The sequence below is a fragment of the Pantoea sp. SGAir0215 genome (genome assembly GCF_043543215.1).
Genome location: NZ_CP028032.1, coordinates 102,791 through 123,761 on the forward strand (window position 1 = coordinate 102,791; position 20,971 = coordinate 123,761).

Annotated in this window: 17 protein-coding genes and 1 pseudogene; 13 read left to right on the forward strand and 5 right to left on the reverse strand. The window is 52.3% G+C overall.

What is annotated here, in order from left to right; all coding sequences use genetic code 11:
* Positions 1-475: 475 nt before the first annotated feature.
* From arnB to arnF, 7 genes are read left to right on the forward strand one after another with little or no spacing between them, the layout of a single operon-like run.
* Positions 476-1,612: a UDP-4-amino-4-deoxy-L-arabinose aminotransferase gene (gene arnB, locus C1N64_RS21470; protein ID WP_006121948.1), complete on the forward strand. Its 1,137-nt coding sequence runs from the start codon at positions 476-478 to the stop codon at positions 1,610-1,612.
* Positions 1,613-2,593: an undecaprenyl-phosphate 4-deoxy-4-formamido-L-arabinose transferase gene (gene arnC, locus C1N64_RS21475; protein ID WP_033742463.1), complete on the forward strand. Its 981-nt coding sequence runs from the start codon at positions 1,613-1,615 to the stop codon at positions 2,591-2,593.
* Positions 2,593-4,575, forward strand: a complete 1,983-nt coding sequence (arnA, locus tag C1N64_RS21480; RefSeq protein WP_006121946.1) for a bifunctional UDP-4-amino-4-deoxy-L-arabinose formyltransferase/UDP-glucuronic acid oxidase ArnA — start codon at positions 2,593-2,595, stop codon at positions 4,573-4,575. The genes arnC and arnA overlap by 1 nt, the downstream gene beginning before the upstream one ends.
* Positions 4,572-5,465, forward strand: coding sequence for a 4-deoxy-4-formamido-L-arabinose-phosphoundecaprenol deformylase (gene arnD, locus C1N64_RS21485; RefSeq protein ID WP_006121945.1), 894 nt, complete (start codon positions 4,572-4,574; stop codon positions 5,463-5,465). Before arnA ends, arnD begins: the two co-directional genes overlap by 4 nt.
* Before the next feature lie 5 nt (positions 5,466-5,470).
* Entirely contained in the window at positions 5,471-7,129 is a 1,659-nt protein-coding gene (gene arnT / locus C1N64_RS21490; protein ID WP_058708901.1) for a lipid IV(A) 4-amino-4-deoxy-L-arabinosyltransferase, read from the forward strand.
* A gap of 2 nt (positions 7,130-7,131) precedes the next feature.
* Entirely contained in the window at positions 7,132-7,455 is a 324-nt protein-coding gene (arnE, locus tag C1N64_RS21495; protein ID WP_039339447.1) for a 4-amino-4-deoxy-L-arabinose-phosphoundecaprenol flippase subunit ArnE, read from the forward strand.
* Positions 7,452-7,829, forward strand: a complete 378-nt coding sequence (arnF, locus tag C1N64_RS21500; RefSeq protein ID WP_367144127.1) for a 4-amino-4-deoxy-L-arabinose-phosphoundecaprenol flippase subunit ArnF — start codon at positions 7,452-7,454, stop codon at positions 7,827-7,829. Before arnE ends, arnF begins: the two co-directional genes overlap by 4 nt.
* A gap of 128 nt (positions 7,830-7,957) precedes the next feature.
* Here arnF and C1N64_RS21505 read toward each other — a convergent pair whose 3' ends face one another.
* Positions 7,958-9,886, reverse strand: coding sequence for a methyl-accepting chemotaxis protein (locus C1N64_RS21505; protein ID WP_367144128.1), 1,929 nt, complete (start codon positions 9,884-9,886; stop codon positions 7,958-7,960).
* A 587-nt stretch (positions 9,887-10,473) separates the two neighbouring features.
* Between C1N64_RS21505 and C1N64_RS21510 the strand changes: the two genes are divergently transcribed.
* The 5 genes from C1N64_RS21510 (at position 10,474) to C1N64_RS21530 (ending at position 17,177) form a co-directional block, all read left to right on the forward strand.
* Positions 10,474-11,016, forward strand: a complete 543-nt coding sequence (locus tag C1N64_RS21510; protein WP_039339441.1) for a chorismate mutase — start codon at positions 10,474-10,476, stop codon at positions 11,014-11,016.
* Between the two features lie 537 nt (positions 11,017-11,553).
* On the forward strand, positions 11,554-12,789 hold the full coding sequence (locus tag C1N64_RS21515; protein ID WP_324030746.1) for a carbohydrate porin: 1,236 nt from the start codon (positions 11,554-11,556) through the stop codon (positions 12,787-12,789).
* A 166-nt stretch (positions 12,790-12,955) separates the two neighbouring features.
* Entirely contained in the window at positions 12,956-13,789 is an 834-nt protein-coding gene (gene licT / locus C1N64_RS21520; protein ID WP_033742480.1) for a BglG family transcription antiterminator LicT, read from the forward strand.
* Positions 13,790-13,916: 127 nt separating this feature from the next.
* On the forward strand, positions 13,917-15,770 hold the full coding sequence (gene bglF, locus C1N64_RS21525) for a PTS beta-glucoside transporter subunit IIABC (protein WP_394515571.1): 1,854 nt from the start codon (positions 13,917-13,919) through the stop codon (positions 15,768-15,770).
* A 12-nt stretch (positions 15,771-15,782) separates the two neighbouring features.
* Positions 15,783-17,177 carry a glycoside hydrolase family 1 protein gene (locus C1N64_RS21530; RefSeq protein ID WP_394515572.1) on the forward strand — a complete coding sequence of 465 codons (1,395 nt, stop codon included), beginning with the start codon at positions 15,783-15,785 and terminating at the stop codon, positions 17,175-17,177.
* A 301-nt stretch (positions 17,178-17,478) separates the two neighbouring features.
* Here C1N64_RS21530 and C1N64_RS21535 read toward each other — a convergent pair whose 3' ends face one another.
* The 3 genes from C1N64_RS21535 to C1N64_RS21545 form a co-directional block, all read right to left on the reverse strand.
* A complete protein-coding gene (locus C1N64_RS21535) occupies positions 17,479-18,264 on the reverse strand; it encodes an MBL fold metallo-hydrolase (RefSeq protein WP_006121931.1) in 786 nt (261 codons plus the stop codon).
* Between the two features lie 92 nt (positions 18,265-18,356).
* The gene (locus C1N64_RS21540; RefSeq protein WP_054634000.1) at positions 18,357-18,860 is read right to left on the reverse strand and encodes a GNAT family N-acetyltransferase; all 504 of its coding nucleotides are present in this window, start codon (positions 18,858-18,860) and stop codon (positions 18,357-18,359) included.
* A gap of 3 nt (positions 18,861-18,863) precedes the next feature.
* On the reverse strand, positions 18,864-19,094 hold the full coding sequence (locus tag C1N64_RS21545; protein ID WP_039339430.1) for a putative hemolysin: 231 nt from the start codon (positions 19,092-19,094) through the stop codon (positions 18,864-18,866).
* Between the two features lie 89 nt (positions 19,095-19,183).
* Between C1N64_RS21545 and C1N64_RS21550 the strand changes: the two are divergent.
* Positions 19,184-19,749 (forward strand): annotated as a pseudogene (locus C1N64_RS21550) (NADPH-dependent FMN reductase).
* Positions 19,750-19,809: 60 nt separating this feature from the next.
* On the opposite strand, the gene C1N64_RS21555 reads toward C1N64_RS21550, so the two are convergent.
* Complete coding sequence (locus C1N64_RS21555; RefSeq protein WP_006121927.1) at positions 19,810-20,745, reverse strand: flagellin N-terminal helical domain-containing protein; 936 nt, start codon at positions 20,743-20,745, stop codon at positions 19,810-19,812.
* Positions 20,746-20,971 lie beyond the last annotated feature (226 nt).

The window sequence follows — 20,971 nt, forward strand, 5'->3', positions numbered from 1 at the left end:
ATTCCTTGTTCATAAGAAAAAAATCTAAAAGTTAGAAAAGTGATCACCGTCACATTATGAGTGCAACGCGTGTATCAAAACACTGACTTTCCCTTAGAAGATGCTATCTGTCAACAATGTAGATACCGCCTGGCAGCATTTGCAGAATGTGCGGTAATCTCTTCATGAAACTGTCAAACATATCTGTTTATTTAATGTGATTAATCTGGTAAACCTAATAAAGATCGTGTCAATTTGTGAATTGAATGAAGCGTTTAATGTTTGGTTAAGGTTACGAGCGTATCATTTGGCATCGTTATGAAGTGAATATTTTTCTAATATTTGACTTCACGATCAGAGGTCAGTGTACTTTGCCTCTTTTCGCGGATTTTAACGGAAAAAAATGAGCATAAGATTACATTTTGGCTGTTTTCATATTTCAAACTTATCCTCTTTCTTCTGGAAAAAAGGCAAAACAGTTTAAGGACATTACTTAATGGCGTTTCTTCCGTTTTCTCGTCCTTCTTTAGGCGAGACTGAATTGTCTGCAGTGCGTGAGGTCTTTGCGTCTGGCTGGATTACGACCGGGCCGAAGTGTGCTGAACTTGAGCGCGCATTTTGCCAGTTAACCGGCAATCAACACGCCATTGCCGTCACGTCTGCTACTGCCGGTATGCACGTCATGTTAATGGCGTTGGGCATCAAAGCCGGTGATGAAGTCATCACACCTTCCCTGACCTGGGTTTCTACGTTAAATATCATCACGTTACTTGGCGCGACGCCGGTGATGATCGATGTGGATATCGACAATCTGATGGTGACCCCTGAAGCTATCGAAGCGGCGATTACGCCGAAAACCAGGGCGATTATCCCTGTCCATTATGCGGGTGCGCCTGCGGATATGGACGCGATCTATGCTATCGGCCAACGCCATGGCATTCCGGTCATTGAAGATGCCGCGCATGCGGCCGGTACCCACTACAAAGGTAAACACGTGGGTGGCCAGGGAAATGCTATTTTTTCCTTCCATGCCATCAAAAACATGACCTGCGCAGAAGGTGGCCTGGTCGTCACCGACGACGCGGCTCTGGCCGATCGCATTCGCAGCCTGAAGTTTCATGGTCTGGGCGTCGACGCGTTTGATCGTCAAACACACGGCCGTCAGCCGCAGGCAGAAGTGATTATGCCGGGCTTTAAATACAATCTGCCGGATATCAGCGCGGCCATTGCGCTGGTTCAGCTGGAGAAGCTCCCCGAAATCAATCAGCGTCGCGCGGCGATAGCGCAACGTTACCTCGATGCCCTTAAAGATACGCCGTTTAAGCCTCTTGTTCCGCCCGCCTGGCAGCATCAGCACGCCTGGCATCTCTTCATTATTCGCGTTGATGAGCAGGCGTGCGGTATGACCCGTGATGCACTGATGCAGGCGCTGAAAGAGCAGGACATCGGCACGGGGCTGCATTTCCGTGCAGCGCATACGCACAAATATTACCGTGAGCATTATCCGCATTTATCGCTGCCTGCCACTGAGTGGAACAGCGAGCGTATTTGTTCCATTCCGTTGTTTCCCGACATGACTGACGATGACGTTGAACGCGTTATCAGCGCACTACGTGGACTGGCTGGGGTTTAAATGTTCGACGATAAAAAGATTGAAAAAGTATCGGTAGTCATCCCGGTTTACAATGAGCAGGAAAGCTTACCGGCATTGATTCAGCGTACCGATGATGCCTGTAAGAGCCTGAACCTGGACTATGAAATTCTGCTGGTCGACGACGGCAGCCAGGATGCGTCCGCGACGATGATCGCCGATGCAGCCTCACTGCCCGGCAGTCATATTGTCGCCGTTTTGCTCAACCGTAACTATGGTCAGCACTCCGCGATTATGGCGGGATTCAGCAATGTCAGCGGCGATCTCATCATCACGCTGGATGCCGATTTGCAAAACCCACCCGAAGAAATTCCCCGTCTGGTGGCCGCCGCTCAGGAAGGCTATGACGTTGTCGGCACGGTACGCCAGAATCGTCAGGACAGCTGGTTCCGTCGTCAGGCATCACGCACCATCAACCAGATGATCCAACGTGTGACCGGTAAATCGATGGGGGATTACGGTTGTATGCTGCGGGCTTATCGCCGTCACATTATCGATGCCATGCTTAACTGCCATGAGCGCAGCACGTTTATCCCGATCCTGGCTAACACCTTTGCGCGTCGTACGATTGAACTTCCGGTTACTCACGCAGAACGTGAACACGGCAGTTCGAAGTACAGCTTTATGCGCCTGATTAACCTGATGTACGACCTTGTCACCTGTCTCACAACCACACCACTACGCATGCTGAGTGTACTGGGCAGTCTGATTGCGATTGCAGGTTTTGCGTTCTCCGTGATCCTGATTCTGCTGCGGCTGTTTCTGGGCGCAGCCTGGGCTGGCGATGGTGTTTTTATGTTGTTTGCCGTCCTGTTTATCTTTATCGGCGCGCAATTTATCGGCATGGGACTGCTGGGTGAATACATTGGTCGTATCTACAACGATGTACGTGCCCGTCCACGCTATTTTATTCAACGTGTTATCAATCCTCAGAAAGACCGTTCTGTACAGGAAACCGAGTAATGAAAACTATCGTCTTCGCTTATCACGACATGGGTTGTGCGGGCATTAATGCGCTGTTGAAAGCAGGCTTCACTATCAGCGCCATCTACACCCATGCCGACACGGCGTCAGAAAATCACTTTTTTGGCTCAGTGGCGCGAATTGCGGCTGAAAATTCAATCCCGGTTTATGCTCCGGATGAGGTTAACCATCCGCTGTGGATCGATCGCATTAAATCAGCAGAACCTGATGTTATTTTCTCCTTCTACTACCGCAACCTGTTGTGTGACGACATTCTGAACTGCGCGAAGCAGGGCGCTTTTAACCTGCACGGTTCACTGCTGCCAAAATACCGCGGTCGTGCGCCATTAAACTGGGCGCTGGTGAATGGCGAAACGGAAACCGGTGTGACCTTACACCGCATGGTGAAAAAAGCCGATGCGGGTGAAATCATCGCGCAACAGCGCATCGCCATTGCTGAAGAAGACAACGCGTTAACCCTGCACCGCAAACTGGTTGACTGTGCCAGTGAGCTGCTGGAAAGCACCTTGCCCGCGATGAAACAGGGCAATATCGTCGGCAAGCCGCAAAACGAAGCGGAAGCCACGGTTGTGGGTCGCAGAACACCAGAAGATGGTCGCATCAACTGGAGCCTGCCTGCTAAGCAAATCAATAATCTGGTCCGTGCCGTTACCGATCCATGGCCGGGCGCGTTTGCGTTTGCCGGCACCACAAAGTTTGTGGTCTGGAAAGCCAAAGTTTTAACGACCGCGCACAACGCTCGTCCGGGAACCGTGCTGTCAGCCGATCCGTTTGTCGTGGCTTGTGGTGAAGGCGCGCTGGAAATCCAGACGGGGCAAACCCCGAACAGCGTTTACATGAACGGTGTTCAGCTGGCGCAACATCTGGGCATGGTAAATGGCGCACTGCTGTATTCTCAGGCTGTGGCCGCCGTGAAGCGTCGCACCCGCGTGTTGATCCTGGGTGTTAACGGCTTTATTGGTAACCATCTGACCGAGCGCCTGCTGCAGGACGACAACTTCGAAGTGTTTGGCCTGGATATTGGTTCCGACGCGATCAGCCGCTTTGTTGGTCATCCGCGCTTCCAGTTTGTTGAAGGCGATATCAGCATCCACTCAGAGTGGATCGAATACCACATTAAAAAATGTGACGTCATTCTGCCGTTGGTCGCTATCGCCACGCCGATTGAGTATACCCGCAACCCGCTGCGTGTCTTTGAGCTGGATTTTGAAGAAAACCTCAAAATTGTTCGCGACTGTGTGAAGTACGGCAAACGTATCATTTTCCCGTCAACGTCCGAAGTGTATGGGATGTGTACCGACAGCAACTTTGATGAAGACCACTCGAACCTGGTCGTCGGTCCGATTAACAAACAGCGCTGGATCTACTCGGTTTCCAAGCAGCTGTTAGACCGGGTTATCTGGGCTTACGGTGAAAAAGAAGGGCTGCGCTTCACCCTGTTCCGTCCGTTTAACTGGATGGGTCCGCGCCTGGACAACCTCAATGCCGCGCGCATCGGAAGTTCGCGTGCCATTACCCAGTTGATTTTAAACCTGGTGGAAGGTTCGCCTATCAAGCTGTTTGATGGTGGCCGTCAGAAGCGCTGCTTTACAGATATCAGTGATGGTGTTGAAGCCCTGTTCAGAATTATTGAAAACAAAAACAATAACTGCGACGGGCAGATCATTAACATCGGTAATCCAGACAACGAAGCGAGTATCAAAGAGCTGGCAGAACGTCTGCTGGAGAGCTTTGAGCGTCACCCGTTGCGTGCCAGCTTCCCGCCGTTTGCCGGTTTCCGTGAAGTGGAAAGCAGCAGCTATTATGGCAAGGGCTATCAGGATGTTGAGCACCGTAAGCCTTCGATCCGTAATGCAAAACGCCTGCTGGGCTGGACACCTGAAGTGCAAATGAATACGACCATCGATAACACTCTCGACTTCTTCCTGCGCACCGTTGAGCTTCAGGACGATAAGGCATGAGGAAAGTCGGTCTACGTGTCGATGTCGATACCTGGCGCGGGACAAAACTTGGCGTGCCCGCGCTGATTGAGGTCTTCAAAAAACACGATGTCCAGTCATCCTTTTTCTTCAGTGTCGGGCCTGACAACATGGGACGCCATTTATGGCGTCTGATGAAGCCGCGCTTTCTGTGGAAAATGCTGCGCTCACGCGCAGCATCGCTTTATGGCTGGGATATCCTGTTAGCCGGGACCGCCTGGCCAGGAAAACAGATTGGGGCAGGGATGCGCGATATTATCCGCATGACGGCCGATTACCATGAAGTTGGCCTGCACGCCTGGGATCACTTCGCCTGGCAAACGTGGGCAGGCGTCTGGAATGAAGAACAGCTTATTCAGCAGATTGCGAAAGGACGGGATGCGCTGGAGGCCATTATCGGCAAACCTGTCACCTGTTCCGCCGTGGCGGGCTGGCGCGCGGATGGTCGTGTTATTCAGGCCAAGCAAACATTTGGTTTTGCGTACAACAGCGATTGCCGCGGTACCGCGCCTTTTCGCCCACTGTTGAGAAATGGCGAGCCGGGTACGGTACAGATCCCCGTGACGTTACCCACCTGGGACGAAGTGGTCGGTCCCACGCTGAGTGCTGAACGGTTCAACGATTACATCCTGGAACAGATCCACGCCGATCAGGGCACCCCGGTGTATACCATCCATGCTGAAGTCGAAGGTATCAGTCAACTCAATGCGTTCGATACGTTGTTACAGCGTGCCCGCGAGCAGGGAATACAATTTTGCCCGCTGAGCGACCTCTTGCCTGACGACCTCGATACATTGCCTGTCGGCAAGGTTGTTCGTGGGCACATTGCTGGCCGGGAAGGCTGGTTGGGTTGTGAGAATTTAACAAGGTAAGCACCATGACTGCCACCAAAAAGACGGTACTACTGGTTTCACTTTTCGTTCTTTATTATTTACTTCCTCTGGAGTTCCGCAATCTCTGGCAGCCTGATGAAACGCGTTATGCCGAAATCAGCCGTGAAATGCTGCAAAACGGCAACTGGATTACGCCGCACTTCTTCGGTCTGCGTTATTTCGAAAAACCCATCGCCGGCTACTGGTTCAATACTGTTGGACAGGCCATTTTTGGTCACAATAACTTCGCCGTCAGGATTGGTTCGGTCTTTTCAACCCTGATGAGCGCCATCCTGATTTACTGGCTGGGTTGTCGCCTGTTTGCTCGCCGTACCGTTGCTCTCACGGCCAGCGTTATCTTTATGACCTCACTTCTGGTCTACGGTATTGGTACTTATGCCGTGCTGGATCCGATGCTGACGTTATGGATGGTTGCGGCGATGTGCAGCTACTGGTTCGCCAGCGAAGCGCAAAATGTGCGGCAACGTATCCTCCGTTATCTGATTTTGGGCTTAGCCTGCGGCATGGGCTTTATGACCAAAGGTTTCCTTGCCCTGGCGGTTCCTGTACTGGCGATCCTTCCATGGGCGATCTGGAACCAGCGTTTTCGGGAACTGGTTATTTATGGCCCACTGGCGATTGTCAGTGCGGCAGCCATCAGTGCACCCTGGGCGATTGCCATTCAGCAGCAACAACCTGATTTCTGGCATTACTTTTTCTGGGTTGAGCATATCCAACGTTTTGCCGAAGACAACGCACAGCATAAGGCACCTTTCTGGTACTACCTGCCAGTGCTGATTGCCGGCGCGCTGCCCTGGCTGGCGTTGTTACCGGGCGCACTGCGTTCAGGCTGGACCCAACGCCAGCAGTCCTCAGGTGGTGTTTATCTGTTGAGCTGGGTCGTGATCCCCTTGGTGTTTTTCAGCATTGCGAAAGGGAAACTGCCGACGTATATCCTGCCTTGCTTTGCGCCGCTGGCGCTGCTGATGGCTGACTATGCCTGGCGTAAAGTGGGTGAGAACACGCGCGTCTTTAAAGTCAACGCCTGGATCAATATCCTGTTTGGCGCGATCTGTGTGGTTACGTTGCTGGTCGTGCTGGCACCCTGGGGATTAAGCCATCGTCCACTCTATGGCGCACATCAGCTGGTTGCACTCATTATGGCCGTGATCGCGTTTGCGGGCTGGGCTGTCGCGGGGGCTTTCAGCCTGAAATCGCCACAACGCAACTGGCTGGCCGCCGCGCTTTGCCCTTTGGCGCTGGCGCTCTGTGTCGGTTCGGCAATTCCGGAAAGCGTTGAGAATACCAAGCAACCCCAGGTCTTCATCCGCAGTATTGAAAACAGCCTGGCGAACAGCCGCTATATCTTAAGTGATAATTCCGGCGTGTCGTCAGCCATCGCCTGGACGCTGAAACGCAGCGATATCATTGCCTACAGTCAAAAGGGCGAGCTGCAGTATGGTCTTAGCTATCCCGATGCCCAGTCTGCCTATGTCAGCAGCGAGGATTTCCCGCAATGGCTTCAGGCGCACCGTAAGCAGGGCAATGTCTCGTTGATCATGATGCTGGAACGCGGTGAAGCGACACCCACAGATTTACCGCCAGCGGATGCGGTCTATCGCAACGGCCGGATGCTGTTACTGCAATACAATGCGGCTAACTGATCGTGAGTTTATTATTGGTGCTGCTGACCAGTTTACTCACCTGCGCAGGTCAGCTCTGTCAGAAACAGGCGGCACGGCAAACAAACAGGGCTAACCTGGCTGGCTGGCTGCTGGCCAGTCTTATCATGTTAGCGCTGGGGATGGTGGCCTGGTTGCTGGTGCTGCAGCGTTTGCCGGTAAGCCTGGCCTACCCGATGCTGAGTATTAACTTTATTCTGGTTGCCCTGGCCGCACGGTTTATCTGGCGTGAAAAAATGTCGCCTCTGCAATGGGCTGGCACGGTACTGATTGTCGCAGGCGTCGCCCTGATAGGGAGCTACGCATGAAGGGTTATTTGCTGGCCTTATGCAGCGTTTTGCTGGTGACACTCGCTCAGTTAATGCTGCGCTGGGCGATGCTTCAGTTGCCCAGTTTGCAGGCCGTGTTGATCCAGCATCCCGTGAACTGGCTGCCGCTGCTGATTCTGTGTGGCGGACTGACTGCTTACGCCTGTTCGATGGTGAGCTGGTTCCTGGCACTGCGCCATCTGCCGCTCAGCCGGGCCTATCCGTTGCTGAGCATCAGCTATGTACTGGTCTGGTTGATGGCAATCAGTCTGCCGCTGTTCGCTGAGCCTTTTCATACAGGCGCGATGGTCGGCGTCATGTTGGTGCTGGCAGGATTACTCTGTATGTGCATTAAGCCGCAAAAAACCGACTGAAATGACATGGCCGGAACCGGCATCGTTGCAAAGCAGGGCAACAAAATCAGTTCAGGATACGTGTTTCACCGCTCTTTTCAGCCAACCACAGTGACGCCGGCAACTTGCCGGCGTCACTGTTTCCGGTATCAGAACGTTTCCCAGTTGGCTTCAGTTACGCTGGACTGGCGTGCAGACACCACGACTTTAGGTGCTGCGGACGATATACCCTGACTGGCCACCACACTTTTCTTGTTACTGGGTACCCGGAATACAGCAACCGTTTTTTCCAGCGCTTCTGCCTGCGATTCCAGTGAGCTGGCAGCGGCTGAGGACTCTTCAACCAGCGCGGCGTTTTGTTGCGTCGTGGTATCCATCTCTGTCATCGCCTGGGCGATCTGCGATATGCCACGATTCTGCTCATCCGAGGCTGCCGCGATTTCGCTCATAATATCTTTAACCTGGGTCACCGACAGCACGATCTCGTCCATTGTCGTTCCCGCCTGATCCACCAGGGTCGAACCTTCATTGACGCGATTCAGTGAATCGCGGATCAGCGTCTCAATTTCCTTAGCCGCAACAGCGCTGCGCTGCGCCAGGTTTCTGACTTCGCCAGCGACAACGGCAAAACCACGCCCTTGTTCGCCGGCACGGGCCGCCTCCACGGCAGCGTTCAGGGCCAGAATATTCGTCTGGAAGGAAATACCGTTAATGACACTGATAATTTCGCCAATCTTACCTGAACTGGTCGTAATGCCTTGCATGGTGGTGACAACGCTTCGGATGATCTCACCGCCGCGTCCGGCATTGGCAGAAGCCTCAGTAGCGAGTTGGCTGGCGTGATGCGCGTTTTCCGCATTCTGTTTCACGGTGGAGGTTAACTCTTCCATACTGGCCGCAGTTTGCACCACGGCGGCAGACTGTTGCTCGGTCCGGGAAGACAGATCCATATTGCCGGCAGCGATTTCTGAAGAAGCCCGAGCCACGCCGTTCACGCCGTCGCGTACATGGGTAATGATGTTTTGCAGGCTGTCGTTCATCACGCTGACGGCCTGCATCAATTGCCCCAGTTCATCACGACGAGCCGTGGACAGCGAGGCGGTCAAATCGCCTTCCGCTATGCGTTTGGCTACGCTGAGCGTTTCTTTCAACGGAACCGTAATGGAAAGCGTTATTCGCCAGGCGATCAGCAGACTAAGCAGCACACAAATCGCGGCGACAATCGCAATCTGCGTTTCCGCTTTGTGTAACGCATTTGCGGATTCGGACGCCTGATAGTTAAAAAGCTCCGCAACGGACGTATTCAGTTTTCCGGCGGTGATGTTCAGTTGTTTCGACGCGGTTGTTTCTACCGCCACGGCTGACAGATAGTCAGTAAAGGCCTGCCTGAGTTGCGCCAAATCCGTTTTCTGCGTCGCCAGCACCGCCTGGATATCCGGGACAGACAGCGCGAGCAACTGCGCGCGCAACTGGGTAACGGTGGAAATGTTGTCGCTGATTTCACTTTTACTGGATTCGGTCGGTTTGTCGACAAAACGCTCTACATCACCGGCGATCTCTTTCAGTATCGATGCTAAGCGCAACACCTGGAGCACGGCCTCAGGCTGAGCGGGAATCGTGATACCATCAAGCCGCTGACCGACAGCCAGCAGATCATTGTTTTGAATGAGGGAGGCGGCAGCAAACGTTTTTTGCGAGGCATTATAAAAAACCTCGCGGTGCGTCTTATAGTTTTCCAGTTCGTTTGCGGCAGTAGTAAGTGTGTTTTCGCCCTGACTGTCCCAGCTAAAGGTCTTAAGTCTGTTTACCTGTGCTGTTAAATCGTTCAGCGCTTTTGCGTTAACCTGCGCATAATGTTCGTCTTTCGTGTACTGATAAAGCAGCCGGCTGGTTCGTGCTTCACCGAGTGTGTTGACAAAATCGACAGTAATGTCCTGTTTTTGCGCATTCTCTTTAATGGTTTCAAAGCCTTTAAACGCTAACAGTGCGATGGTCAGGGTTGCAACTATCAGCACAACAAAACTGAGCCCCAGCTTTTTCCCCATTTTCATATCGGAAAACGTACGCGTAATAAACATGATTCCACCCTGATAGCCGGTAAGGGAAATAATTTGCAGCGAGAAACAGGCTTCTACTGCTTAATAAAACTTATCGACTGTCACGTTGAAAACTTTAAAGACGTTTTGAAATAAATCTTCACAAATATGGAGGTGATGCATTTGCACTGTTTTAAAAGAAAAATTAAAACTTTAAACGTCATTAATAAAAGGCATGATAATTAGCTTGCGAATAATAAGAGGCGAGTTCTGTCTGACGTTTTTTACCTTTTCTGGCGTTATGAGAACAAAAATTTTACTGTTTCAAACTTCCATAAATTTATAATTTTATAAAAATATTCAATAGCTTAATCAGTAAGCTGATTGATTTCTCACTGATTGTCCGCTCAACTTGTTGACTAAATATTAACATTGAAGCGGCGCGGTTAGGGTGGTCATAATGATAGTGTACGTATTCTAATGATTTATGACCTTCAACCCTGCGTGTGTTTATAATTTGTATTAGTTAATTACAGAGATTAACTAATGTTTCACAGACACTTCATTATTGAGAGGTGCGTTTAATATGATTAATCTTTTTCAACTATTTGGAAACAGGCTAACCAAACATGCAATATATGACCTTTCTGCTGGCCGCCCTTATTTTTAGCGGCTCCGCTGCTGCTGCGCCTGCAGCATCTCAACCTGTCTCTCTGCTCTCACGCGCACTGCATGAAAGAATGCTGCTGATGAAAGACGTCGCAGCGTTCAAAAAAGTGCATAACAAGCCGGTTGAAGACCTGACCAGGGAAAAGGATGTGCTGGCAGAAGCGCAGGAAAAATCGGCTCAGGCCGGGCTGGATCCCCAATCTGTTACCGTCTTCTTTCAGGCATTGATGGATGCCAGCAAAGCGATTCAGTATCGCTACATGGCGGACTGGCTGGCCAAACCTCAGTCGGTCCCACCGGCTAAAGATCTGGCTGAGTTGCGAAAGCAAATCAATCAGTTAGATGAACAAATTCTGCAAGCGATTCATCAGCAACTGTCGCAGGGCAGTTTTTCGAAAAGCGATTTAACCTCTCTTCATCACCAACTGGATGTGCAACATCTGAGCGGGGATGATATTAATAACGTTTTACAGGGACTTGAGCAAATTAAACTAAAGCGGTAACGTGCCGCCAGCGTACACGCGTTAAATAACGAACGACTTCTCATTATATCTGCATTGCAACATCACGCCCGTCCTGTCAGGCGGGCGATGCTGTTTTCACTTCCTGGCTGTTCTGCCGGAAATCCCCTTTTGATACGCGCAGGTAATGCAGTCGTTCTGCTCGGCGCACGGCTGTTTCTTTCGACAAAACTGCTACCTGAATCACATACGTAGCCAATACATGCTTCCTGAAAACCTTACAGATGATAAGGTTTTTGGCGACTGAATTCAGGATTGTTACTGGTCGACAGGCAAAACCTGAACGCGATATGGGATAACCCATTAAGCGTTCGGGTTTTTTTTGGCCTGAAGAACAGGCAACACCCTAACAAACTGAACATTCCCCATTTTCACATATGTATGTTTATCAGGATGTAAAGAAAGATGATAAATGCTCGCTACAAACAGTATGTACTCGCGCTTTTGCTGGTTTCACCGCTATCAGTCGGCCAGGAATGGAATGGCACAGTATTAGGTTTTGACGCTTCTCCCGCTCCCATGCTGGGCGATATGTTGGGTATTCGTAACATCCTTAATGATAACGGTTTTACCTACAATCTGGGTTATCTGAACGAAATCGGCTGGAATGCTGGCGGTGGCTACCATCAAGACTCGCATGTGGCTTATATCGATCAGTTTGCGTTGACCTTCACTCAGGATTTGGCGCGCTGGACAGGTATTCCCGATGCACGAATTGAGGGGAATATCGTCAATCGTAACCACAATGATGACCTCACCACCAGACGCGTGCAGGATCCGCGAGTGAATATCAACGACCTGACGCAGGAAAGCTGGGGCGGCCAGTCCATTACCCGTTTGGGCTGGCTGACCTTTGCGCGCAGTTTTGACGATCGCCGCATCACCTGGCGAATCGGGATGATGAATAAAGTCCAGACCTTCGATCAGATCATTCCCTGTGACTTCCAGCTACTTTCCCAGTGCGGCGGCAAGTCGGCTAACGCGCTCACCTGGCATAACTGGAACGTCCACACCTGGGGCACAACGCTGTCGTATAACGTGACGCCGGCCCTCACATTAAAGGGGGGAGTGATGGAGCAGAACCCGGATGCCTCCAGCCGTCATCATGCCTGGAGCGGGTCGACGAAGGGCAGCAAAGGCATATTACTTCCGGTTGAAATTGAAGCGCGCCCGATGATCAATCATCTTCCCGGAGCGTATAACCTGGGCGTGGTATTCACCAATGCGCCACAAACGGATCTTTATCACGGAAGATCGGGTGGGGCAGGGGCAACAGACCCAGAAGGTTATACACAACGCAATCGTACCTGGTTTGTGTACGCCGGAATGAATCAGCAACTCACGCAGCATAAGGACGATTCGAATCGTGGGTTAAGTGCCTCCGCCAGCATGAGCCTTGCCGACCAGCGTACCAATTATATTCATCAGGTTTATGCCGCCTCAGTGCGCTATCGGGGACTGTTTGACGCACGACCGGAAGACTGGATGGGTCTTGGTCTCAGCTGGATTGATATGAGCACTGGCTATGCCCGAAATCAGCGCTATATGAATACACTTAGCGGGCTGAGTGATCATAACAATCCGATGTATCATCCGGTACCGGGCCATTCCCTGAACGGGGAGTTTTACTATCGCTTCCGTCCTCTGTCGTGGCTGGAGCTACAGCCGGGCATACAGTACTGGCACCAACCGGGCGGCGTATCGCGCACGCAGGATGCCTGGGTCACCACGCTGAAAACCGCGGTAACTTTCTGACCCCACAGCAAAAGTACGATATGTGTCACGTTTTTTACGCATGATACGGATAGGTTGTAATTGAAACTGATAGAGTTCCCTCACTGGATTGTGACTGCTAAAAGCAGGCAAAACCTGATTTTCTGGCTTCTGCCGGATGTCAGGTTTTTTTGTTTCTGGGGTTCCGATGAAAATCGCCAAAATTCTTAATAACAATGTGGTGGTTGCTCTGGATGAGCGTGGGTCCGAACAGGTTGTCATGGGGCGTGGGCTGGCCTTTCAGAAGCGCGCAGGCGACACGCTGGAAACCGCACTGATTGAAAAGGTGTTTGCGCTGCAGAATGACGTGCTGGTGCGTCGGCTAGGGGAACTGCTGAGTCAGATCCCACTTGAGGTGATGACGACCTGTGACCAGATCATCAGGCTGGCAGGACAGCGGCTGGGAAAGCTGCAGGATAGTTTGTATATCACCTTAACCGACCACTGCTACTTTGCGATTGAGCGGCAAAAGAAAGGGCTGGCAATCAAAAATGTGTTGCTGTGGGAAATTAAACGTCTCTATCCCAGAGAATTTGGGCTGGGTCAGGAGGCGAGGGCCATTATTGCCCGACGTCTGCATGTCGATTTGGCCGAGGATGAGGCGGGATTTATTGCTCTCCATCTGGTTACGGCCCAGTTGGACAGTGAAATGCCTGAAGTGATGCATGTCACCAGGATCATGCAGGAGATCCTGCAACTGGTGAAGTATCAACTGCACCTGGAGTACGACGAAGAGTCGCTCAGCTATCAGCGTTTCGTTACTCATCTGAAGTTTTTTGCCCAGCGAATGCTGACCCGCACGGTGGTGCAGGATGACGATGTGTCTTTGCATGCAGCGGTCAAAGACAACTATGGCATGGCCTGGAAATGCGCCGGAAAAATCGCTCAGCACCTGAATAAAAACTATCAGCGCGAGCTGACAACCGAAGAAATCATGTTTCTCACCCTCCATATTGAGCGGGTGAGAAAAGAGGGGCGTTAAGCCTCAACACGGGATTGTTACTGCATTACGCAGGCAAAACCTGAGTGCGGCCTTCTGACGAAGGACGCCCTCAGGTTTTTTTTTAATTCAACAGGTGGCTACAGGCACCGGATGTAAGGAAAACGAGATGGAATACCAGGCTTTAGCGAAGGATATTCTCAGCCACGCTGGCGGAAAAGAGAACATCATCAGCCTTGTGCATTGCGCAACCCGGCTTCGTTTTAAACTGAAAGACAAGCAGAAAGCAGATGCCGAGGGGCTGAAGAACAACCCGGATGTGATTATGGTGGTAGAAAGCGGCGGCCAATTTCAGGTCGTCATTGGGAACCACGTCCATGACGTCTGGCAGGCGGTGCGCAACGAGGCCGGGCTGACTGATGACGCGCCTGTCGTGGAGGAAAAGGGCGACAAGGGCACCTTATCTGGCCGCCTGATCGACATTGTCTCCGGAATTTTTACGCCATTTATCGGCGTCCTGGCGGCCTCTGGTATCCTCAAAGGGTTACTGGCGCTGGCAGTGGTCTGCGGTTGGCTCACCACGGAAAGCGGCACCTATAAAATATGGTTCGCCGCCAGCGACGCGCTGTTCTTCTTTTTTCCATTAGTGCTGGGCTACACCGCTGGGAAAAAGTTCGGCGGTAATCCTTTTATCACCATGGTCATTGGCGGCGCGCTGACCCATCCGATCATGATCGCTGCGTTCAACGCCAGCCAGCAGCCGGATGCGGTGACCGAGGCGTTTCTCGGCATTCCGGTGACCTGGTTTAACTACAGCTCGTCCGTAATCCCGATTATTCTTGCCGCGTGGGTAAGCTGCTGGCTGGAAAGACAGAGTACGAAGCTGCTGCCATCCTCGATGAAAAATTTCTTCGCGCCGCTCATTTGCCTGGGCGTGACGGTCCCCCTGACTTTCCTGGTGATTGGCCCACTGGCAACCTGGCTCAGCCAGATGCTGGCAAACGGTTATCAATGGATCTATGCACTGGCACCGTGGCTGGCGGGCGCGGCAATGGGCGCGCTCTGGCAGGTCTGCGTCATCTTTGGTCTGCACTGGGGGCTGGTACCGTTGATGATAAACAACGTGGCGGTGCTGGGCCACGACTCTATGTTGCCGATGCTGCTGCCTGCGGTCTTCGGTCAGGTGGGTGCGGCGTTAGGGGTCTTCCTGCGCACCCGCGATGCGCGTCAAAAAATGCTGGCCGGATCGTCCGTGACGGCAGGGATCTTCGGCATTACCGAACCCGCGGTCTATGGTGTCAATCTGCCGCTGCGCCGCCCCTTTATCTTTGGCTGCGTGGCGGGAGCTGTCGGTGGAGCTATTGTTGGCTTCAGCGATACCCACGTTTATTCGTTTGGCTTTGCCAATATTTTTACCCTCGCCCAGATGATACCGCCGGGCGGCGTGGATGCCACGCTGTGGGGCGGCCTTTTCGGCACAATGGTGGCACTGGTCCTGAGTTGCGGCCTGACGTTGGTCGCCGGGATGCCAGCGCGCGCAACGCCTAACGGGCACGCATCAGCAGGCAAAAACACGGTGTTATCGCCGATGACCGGCACCGTTCTGGCACTTGACCAGGTACCGGATACCACCTTCGCCAGCGGCCTGCTGGGCAGCGGTGCCGCTATCATTCCGTATGATAACAACGTCGTTGCCCCTTTCACCGGCGTTGTTGCCTCGCTTTTTCAGACCAAACATGCCATTGGCCTGCTCAGCGACAGCGGCATTGAAGTATTGATTCACGTGGGCATCGACACCGTGAAGCTCAATGGCATCCCCTTTACCGCTCACGTGAAGGTAGGTGACAGCGTGCAGCCGGGCGATCTGCTGCTGGAGTTTGATCGTCAGGCAATTATCGATGCCGGTTACGACCTGACGACCCCGATTATTATCAGCAACAGCGACGAATATCGCGAGGTAGCGACCGTGACGGCAACATTCGCCAATGCCGGTGTACCGCTAATCTGCGTAAGCCATCAATAACAGGAGAACATAATGAAGACTTTCCCGGATGATTTTTTATGGGGTGGGGCGTTAGCCGCCAACCAAACAGAGGGTGCTTATCTGGACGATGGAAAAGGGCTGTCAACTTCTGACGTTCAGCCACAGGGGGTTTTTGGTCCGGTGGTAGAGCGCGTCGCGGGAGACAGCAGTATCAAGGATGTGGCTATCGACTTCTATCACCGCTATCCGGAAGACATCAAACTCTTTGCTGAAATGGGTTTTAAATGCCTGCGTGTTTCGATTGCCTGGACGCGTATTTTCCCGAACGGTGATGAGCAGCAGCCGAACGAGGCAGGGCTGGCTTTTTACGACATGCTGTTTGACGAACTGGCCGCACACGGTATCAAGCCGCTTGTCACGCTGTCACATTATGAAATGCCATGGGCGCTGGTAAAGCAGTACGGCGGCTGGGGAAGTCGTCAGACTATCGGTTTTTTTGAACGCTACGCCCGCACTGTGTTTGCGCGCTACAAAGAGAAGGTGAAGCTGTGGCTGACTTTCAACGAGATCAACATGTCCTTGCACGCGCCGCTGACTGGCGTTGGTCTGCCGGAAACCAGCAATAAAGGCGAAGTGTACCAGGCAATCCATCATCAACTAGTCGCCAGCGCGCTGGCGGTAAAAGCCTGTCATGACATTATTCCTGATGCCAGAATCGGCAATATGCTGTTGGGCGGCCTGGTATACCCGCTGACCTGCAAGCCAGAAGACGTGCTGGAAGCGCTACAGGAGAACCGCAGCTGGCAGTTCTTCGGTGACGTGCAGTGCCGCGGTGCCTGCCCGGGCTATATGCTGCGCTTCTTCCGTGACAACGGTATTCAGATTGACATCACCGATGCCGACCGCGAGGCGCTGACATCAACGGTCGACTTTATCTCGTTCAGCTACTATATGACCGGCTGTGTCACCAGCGATGAGGCGTTAAATCAGCAGGCACGGAGCAACATCCTGAGCATGGTGCCAAACCCGCATCTGGCATGCTCCGAATGGGGCTGGCAGATAGATCCTGTCGGTCTGCGTACGCTGCTCAACGTGCTCTGGGATCGCTATCAGAAACCGCTGTTTATCGTGGAAAACGGCCTGGGTGCGAAGGATAAACCTGACGCGGACGGCGTAGTGCAGGATGACTACCGCATCAGCTACCTTAATGACCATTTAGTACAGGTGCGCGAGGCGATTGACGACGGTGTAGAGGTGATGGGCTATACCAGCTGGGGGCCCATCGATCTGGTCAGCGCCTCCAGAGCCGAGCTGTCCAAGCGCTATGGTTTTATTTATGTTGACCGCGATGACAATGGGAACGGCACGCTGGCGCGCAGCCGCAAGAAAAGTTTCTGGTGGTATAAAGAGGTTATCGCCACCAGTGGTGCATCGCTGGCACCCTGATCCCGCGCGAAAGGGTGAGTCAACTGAACTCGCCCTGACGTTCCTGTGCCGCTACAGACCGGAACGACGGTGCTCATGCGGCCCGCGCGCAGGCGTTGATGACGGTGTCGTTTTTGCTGAATGCGGCCAACAGATGAATCCGTTGATAGCGCCACTGACAGGGATCGTAGCGTAGATGATGAGGCTGCCTCATCGCCGTAAGGGTGAGTCATAAAGCCTGTCTGAGGTATATCGACGAATGAAAAACGTGGGTTAAGCGGGTGATGGCGTTGGCCGCTTAACCGTCCGTCACTGCTCTGTCTTACTGCAGGCAGTCTATATATTTTTGTGCTGAGCGGTTCACCACCTGTTTCGCGTCAGACGCAATATCGCGCCCTTCAAACGCACTATAAAGTCGATCAAAGGCAAAGGGGGTCAGACGCTCGGTTATTGTCCTGATGTTGTCTGCCGGTAAAGGCAGCATGTTGGGATAACTCCACATGAAGGACACAGCATTTGCCCCCGGCGCAACCTGAATAATATCGCCAGACAACAGGATGCCTTCATTTTTTGCCCAGTGCAGTACCGTGCCGCCCGCGAAGTGGCCACCCAGCCGCAACAAACTTATGTCAGGGAGCATAGTCAGGACATCGCCATCCCATAACTGCAGATGTGGGCTGTCACGCACAATCCATTCGCTGTCGCTGGCGTGGATATACAATGGCGCATCAAATATTGCTGCCCAGTCTTGCATGTTGCTGTAATAGTGGGGATGTGAAATCGCAATTGCGTCGATACCGCCCAGCGCACGAATGATATCGACGGTGGCGGCATCAAGGTTAGGTATGCAGTCCCACAGCACGTTGCCCTGTTGTCCTTTAATCAAAAACGCGCGCTGGCCGATGGCAAAATCAGGCACAGACTGCAGGCTAAACAATCCCGTTTCAGGTTGCTGCCATTTATTGCTGTGCGCGGCATGGAGCGCTTCACTGGATGTCCATTGTTGCCCTGAAGCCGGCACGTACTGACGTTCATCTTCGCAAATTATGCAGTGGGTTGTTTCCATCTGCGAGTAGGCGGTTCCGCATGTGACACAGATCTTTGTCATCCTGTTCTCCCCCGTTAATGTCTTAGATTCATTGTAGAATCTGCATCGGAAGCAGGTTTCCTTTTGTGCTATGCGCGGCGGTTTTGAGGTTGCTAACCCTGATGGCTATAGACAAAAAAATCTTCATCTTGCATAGCAAACTGTGCCACCGGGTACATGCCAAGGCGTTGATGGGCCTGAATTGAACGGCTGTTTTGCGCCTGAATAAATAACACAGGTGCGCCCTGATGATACTGGCACATGTGGTGATAAAGGCGTTTTAGTAATCCCTTTCCCCGTTCAGCCTCACTGATACAAACCGGGCCGTAGAGCCAACAGTGCCACCCCGGTGGCCACGCATGAAGCATCGCGTTAATCATCTCGGGTTCGTGCTGAGTGGGAATGGCGCTAAATAATACGCCGGTAATTGCCTCATCGCGCTGGGCAACCACTGTCCTGGCACCGGCGCGACGCAGCATCCCTTCAACTTTATCGGCAGGAAAATCCCCATTCAGTGTGCCGCCGCGTCCGGCCGAGTTTGCCTGAAGCAGGGCTGTAATTCCGGCCAGATCGTGCAGAGTCGCCAGTCTGATAACCGAGCGGTCAGAATTCACCACAGCTTACCCCTTCGATGCGTCACGGCGGTACAAGGTCCATTCCTCGATATGTTCACCCGAAGGCAGCGTACAGTAGCCCACTTCACCCGTTGGCGTTTTTACAATATCGCTTTTTCCGCCAACGGCCAGACAATGCTGTGAGGCAGGATTGGCGAGGCCTGATGTGCGGGTGCGATGATCCGGCGCACAGCCCACGACCAAAATTGATGTTAAAACCAACAAAAATTGCCGCATAACCACTCACTTTTAATCCGTCAGAAACGCCATATTATATTCCAGACGTGGCGTGAAAACGCACTTAGCCATCGAAAAGAGGAACGACAATGTCAGACAAGCCGTTAAAAATGGTTACCTTACTGGGCAGCCTGAGAAAAGGATCGTATAACGCGATGATTGCGCATGCGCTACCGCAACTGGCACCGCAGGGCGTGGTGGTAGAAGCGCTGCCGTCAATCCGGGATATTCCACTTTATGATGCGGATATCCAGCAGGAAGCAGGCATTCCAGATACCGTCACGGCGCTGGCTGAACAGATCCGCCAGGCTGATGGCGTCGTTATCGTGACCCCTGAATACAACTACTCCGTTCCTGGCGGATTGAAAAATGCCATCGACTGGTTGTCTCGCGTGCCCAATCAGCCTTTAGCCGGTAAGCCCGTGGCGATTCAAACGAGTTCAATGGGGGCTATCGGTGGCGCGCGCTGTCAGTATCATCTGCGGCAGATTTTGGTTTTTCTGGATGCGATGGTGTTAAACAAACCGGAATTCATGGGGGCGTTATCCAGAATAAAGTGGATGAGCAGGCCGGAGAGGTGATCGAGCAGGGTACAAGAGAGCATCTGGCTAAGCAGTTAGCGGCATTTAGCGACTTCATTCGAAAGGTGAGCTGACAAACCGCCGCTGAGTGATAAGAACCACGCCTGTAACAGGCGTGGTTCCTGAATTGGCTCTTAACGCAGTAATGACAGCATCGTCTGTGGCACCTGGTTGGCCTGCGCCAGTACCGAGGAACCTGCCTGCTGGAGGATCTGAGCACGTGACATATTCGACACTTCCGTCGCGTAGTCCGCATCCTGAATACGGCTGCGGGCAGCAGTCAGGTTGGTGACGGTGTTGTTCAGGTTGCTGATGGTTGACTCAAAACGGTTCTGAGACGCACCCAACAGGCTACGCTGACTGTCAACGGCTTTAATCGCTTTATCAATATCTGCCAGCGGTGTGCTGCCAGATGCTGTACCGCCCGATCCACCGGTAACGGCACCTTTCAGTACGTCAAAGCCGATAGCCGCGGTGCTGCGGGCTGTACCATTCACTGTCTGACCGGTTGTTGAACTGGTGTTTTGCACGTTACCAGAAGAGGCGTTACCTGCTGCGGCCAGGTCAAAACTGTCACTTGAACTGATGGTAATTCCGATCGTTTGGCCATCCTGTGCACCAACCTGGAAGTTGTAGGTGGTGCTGCCTGAACCGGTGTTGAGTACTTTGAGTCCGTTAAAGTCGGTCTGCTTGGTATCGCGGTCGATTTCCTGCATGCGCTGGTTAACTTCAGCCTGAATCGAATCGATATCCGAAGCAGAGTTGGAGCTGTTCTGCGCCTGTACGGTCAGATCGCGGACGCGCTGCAGGTTGTTGTTTATCTCATCCAGCGCACCTTCCGCTGTCTGAGACAATGAAATACCGTCGTTCGCGTTACGCGCAGCAACGGTCAGACCGTTGATGTTTGACGTAAAACGGTTTGCAATCGCTTCACCCGCGGCATCATCTTTTGCGCTGTTAATACGCAGGCCCGATGACAGACGTTCAATAGCGGTACCCAGAGAAGACTGAGACTTATCCAGGTTATTCTGAGTGATGAGCGACAGAACGTTAGTGTTAATCACTGACATGATAAATTCCTTCTAAGGAGAACGTATGATTTACGCATTATTATTATCGAAACGAAACCACAGAACTTTAATTAAAAATCGCCAGATAAGATTAATTCGTGAATAGCAGAAGTGCCGTTTTAAGCGAAAGGAAACGCCTGCGCTCTCCTTGTAAAAAAGAATTATTGCCACACATCAAATACAACCAAATTACTTAATTCCTTAACCTTAAAAACTTTTTGTTACA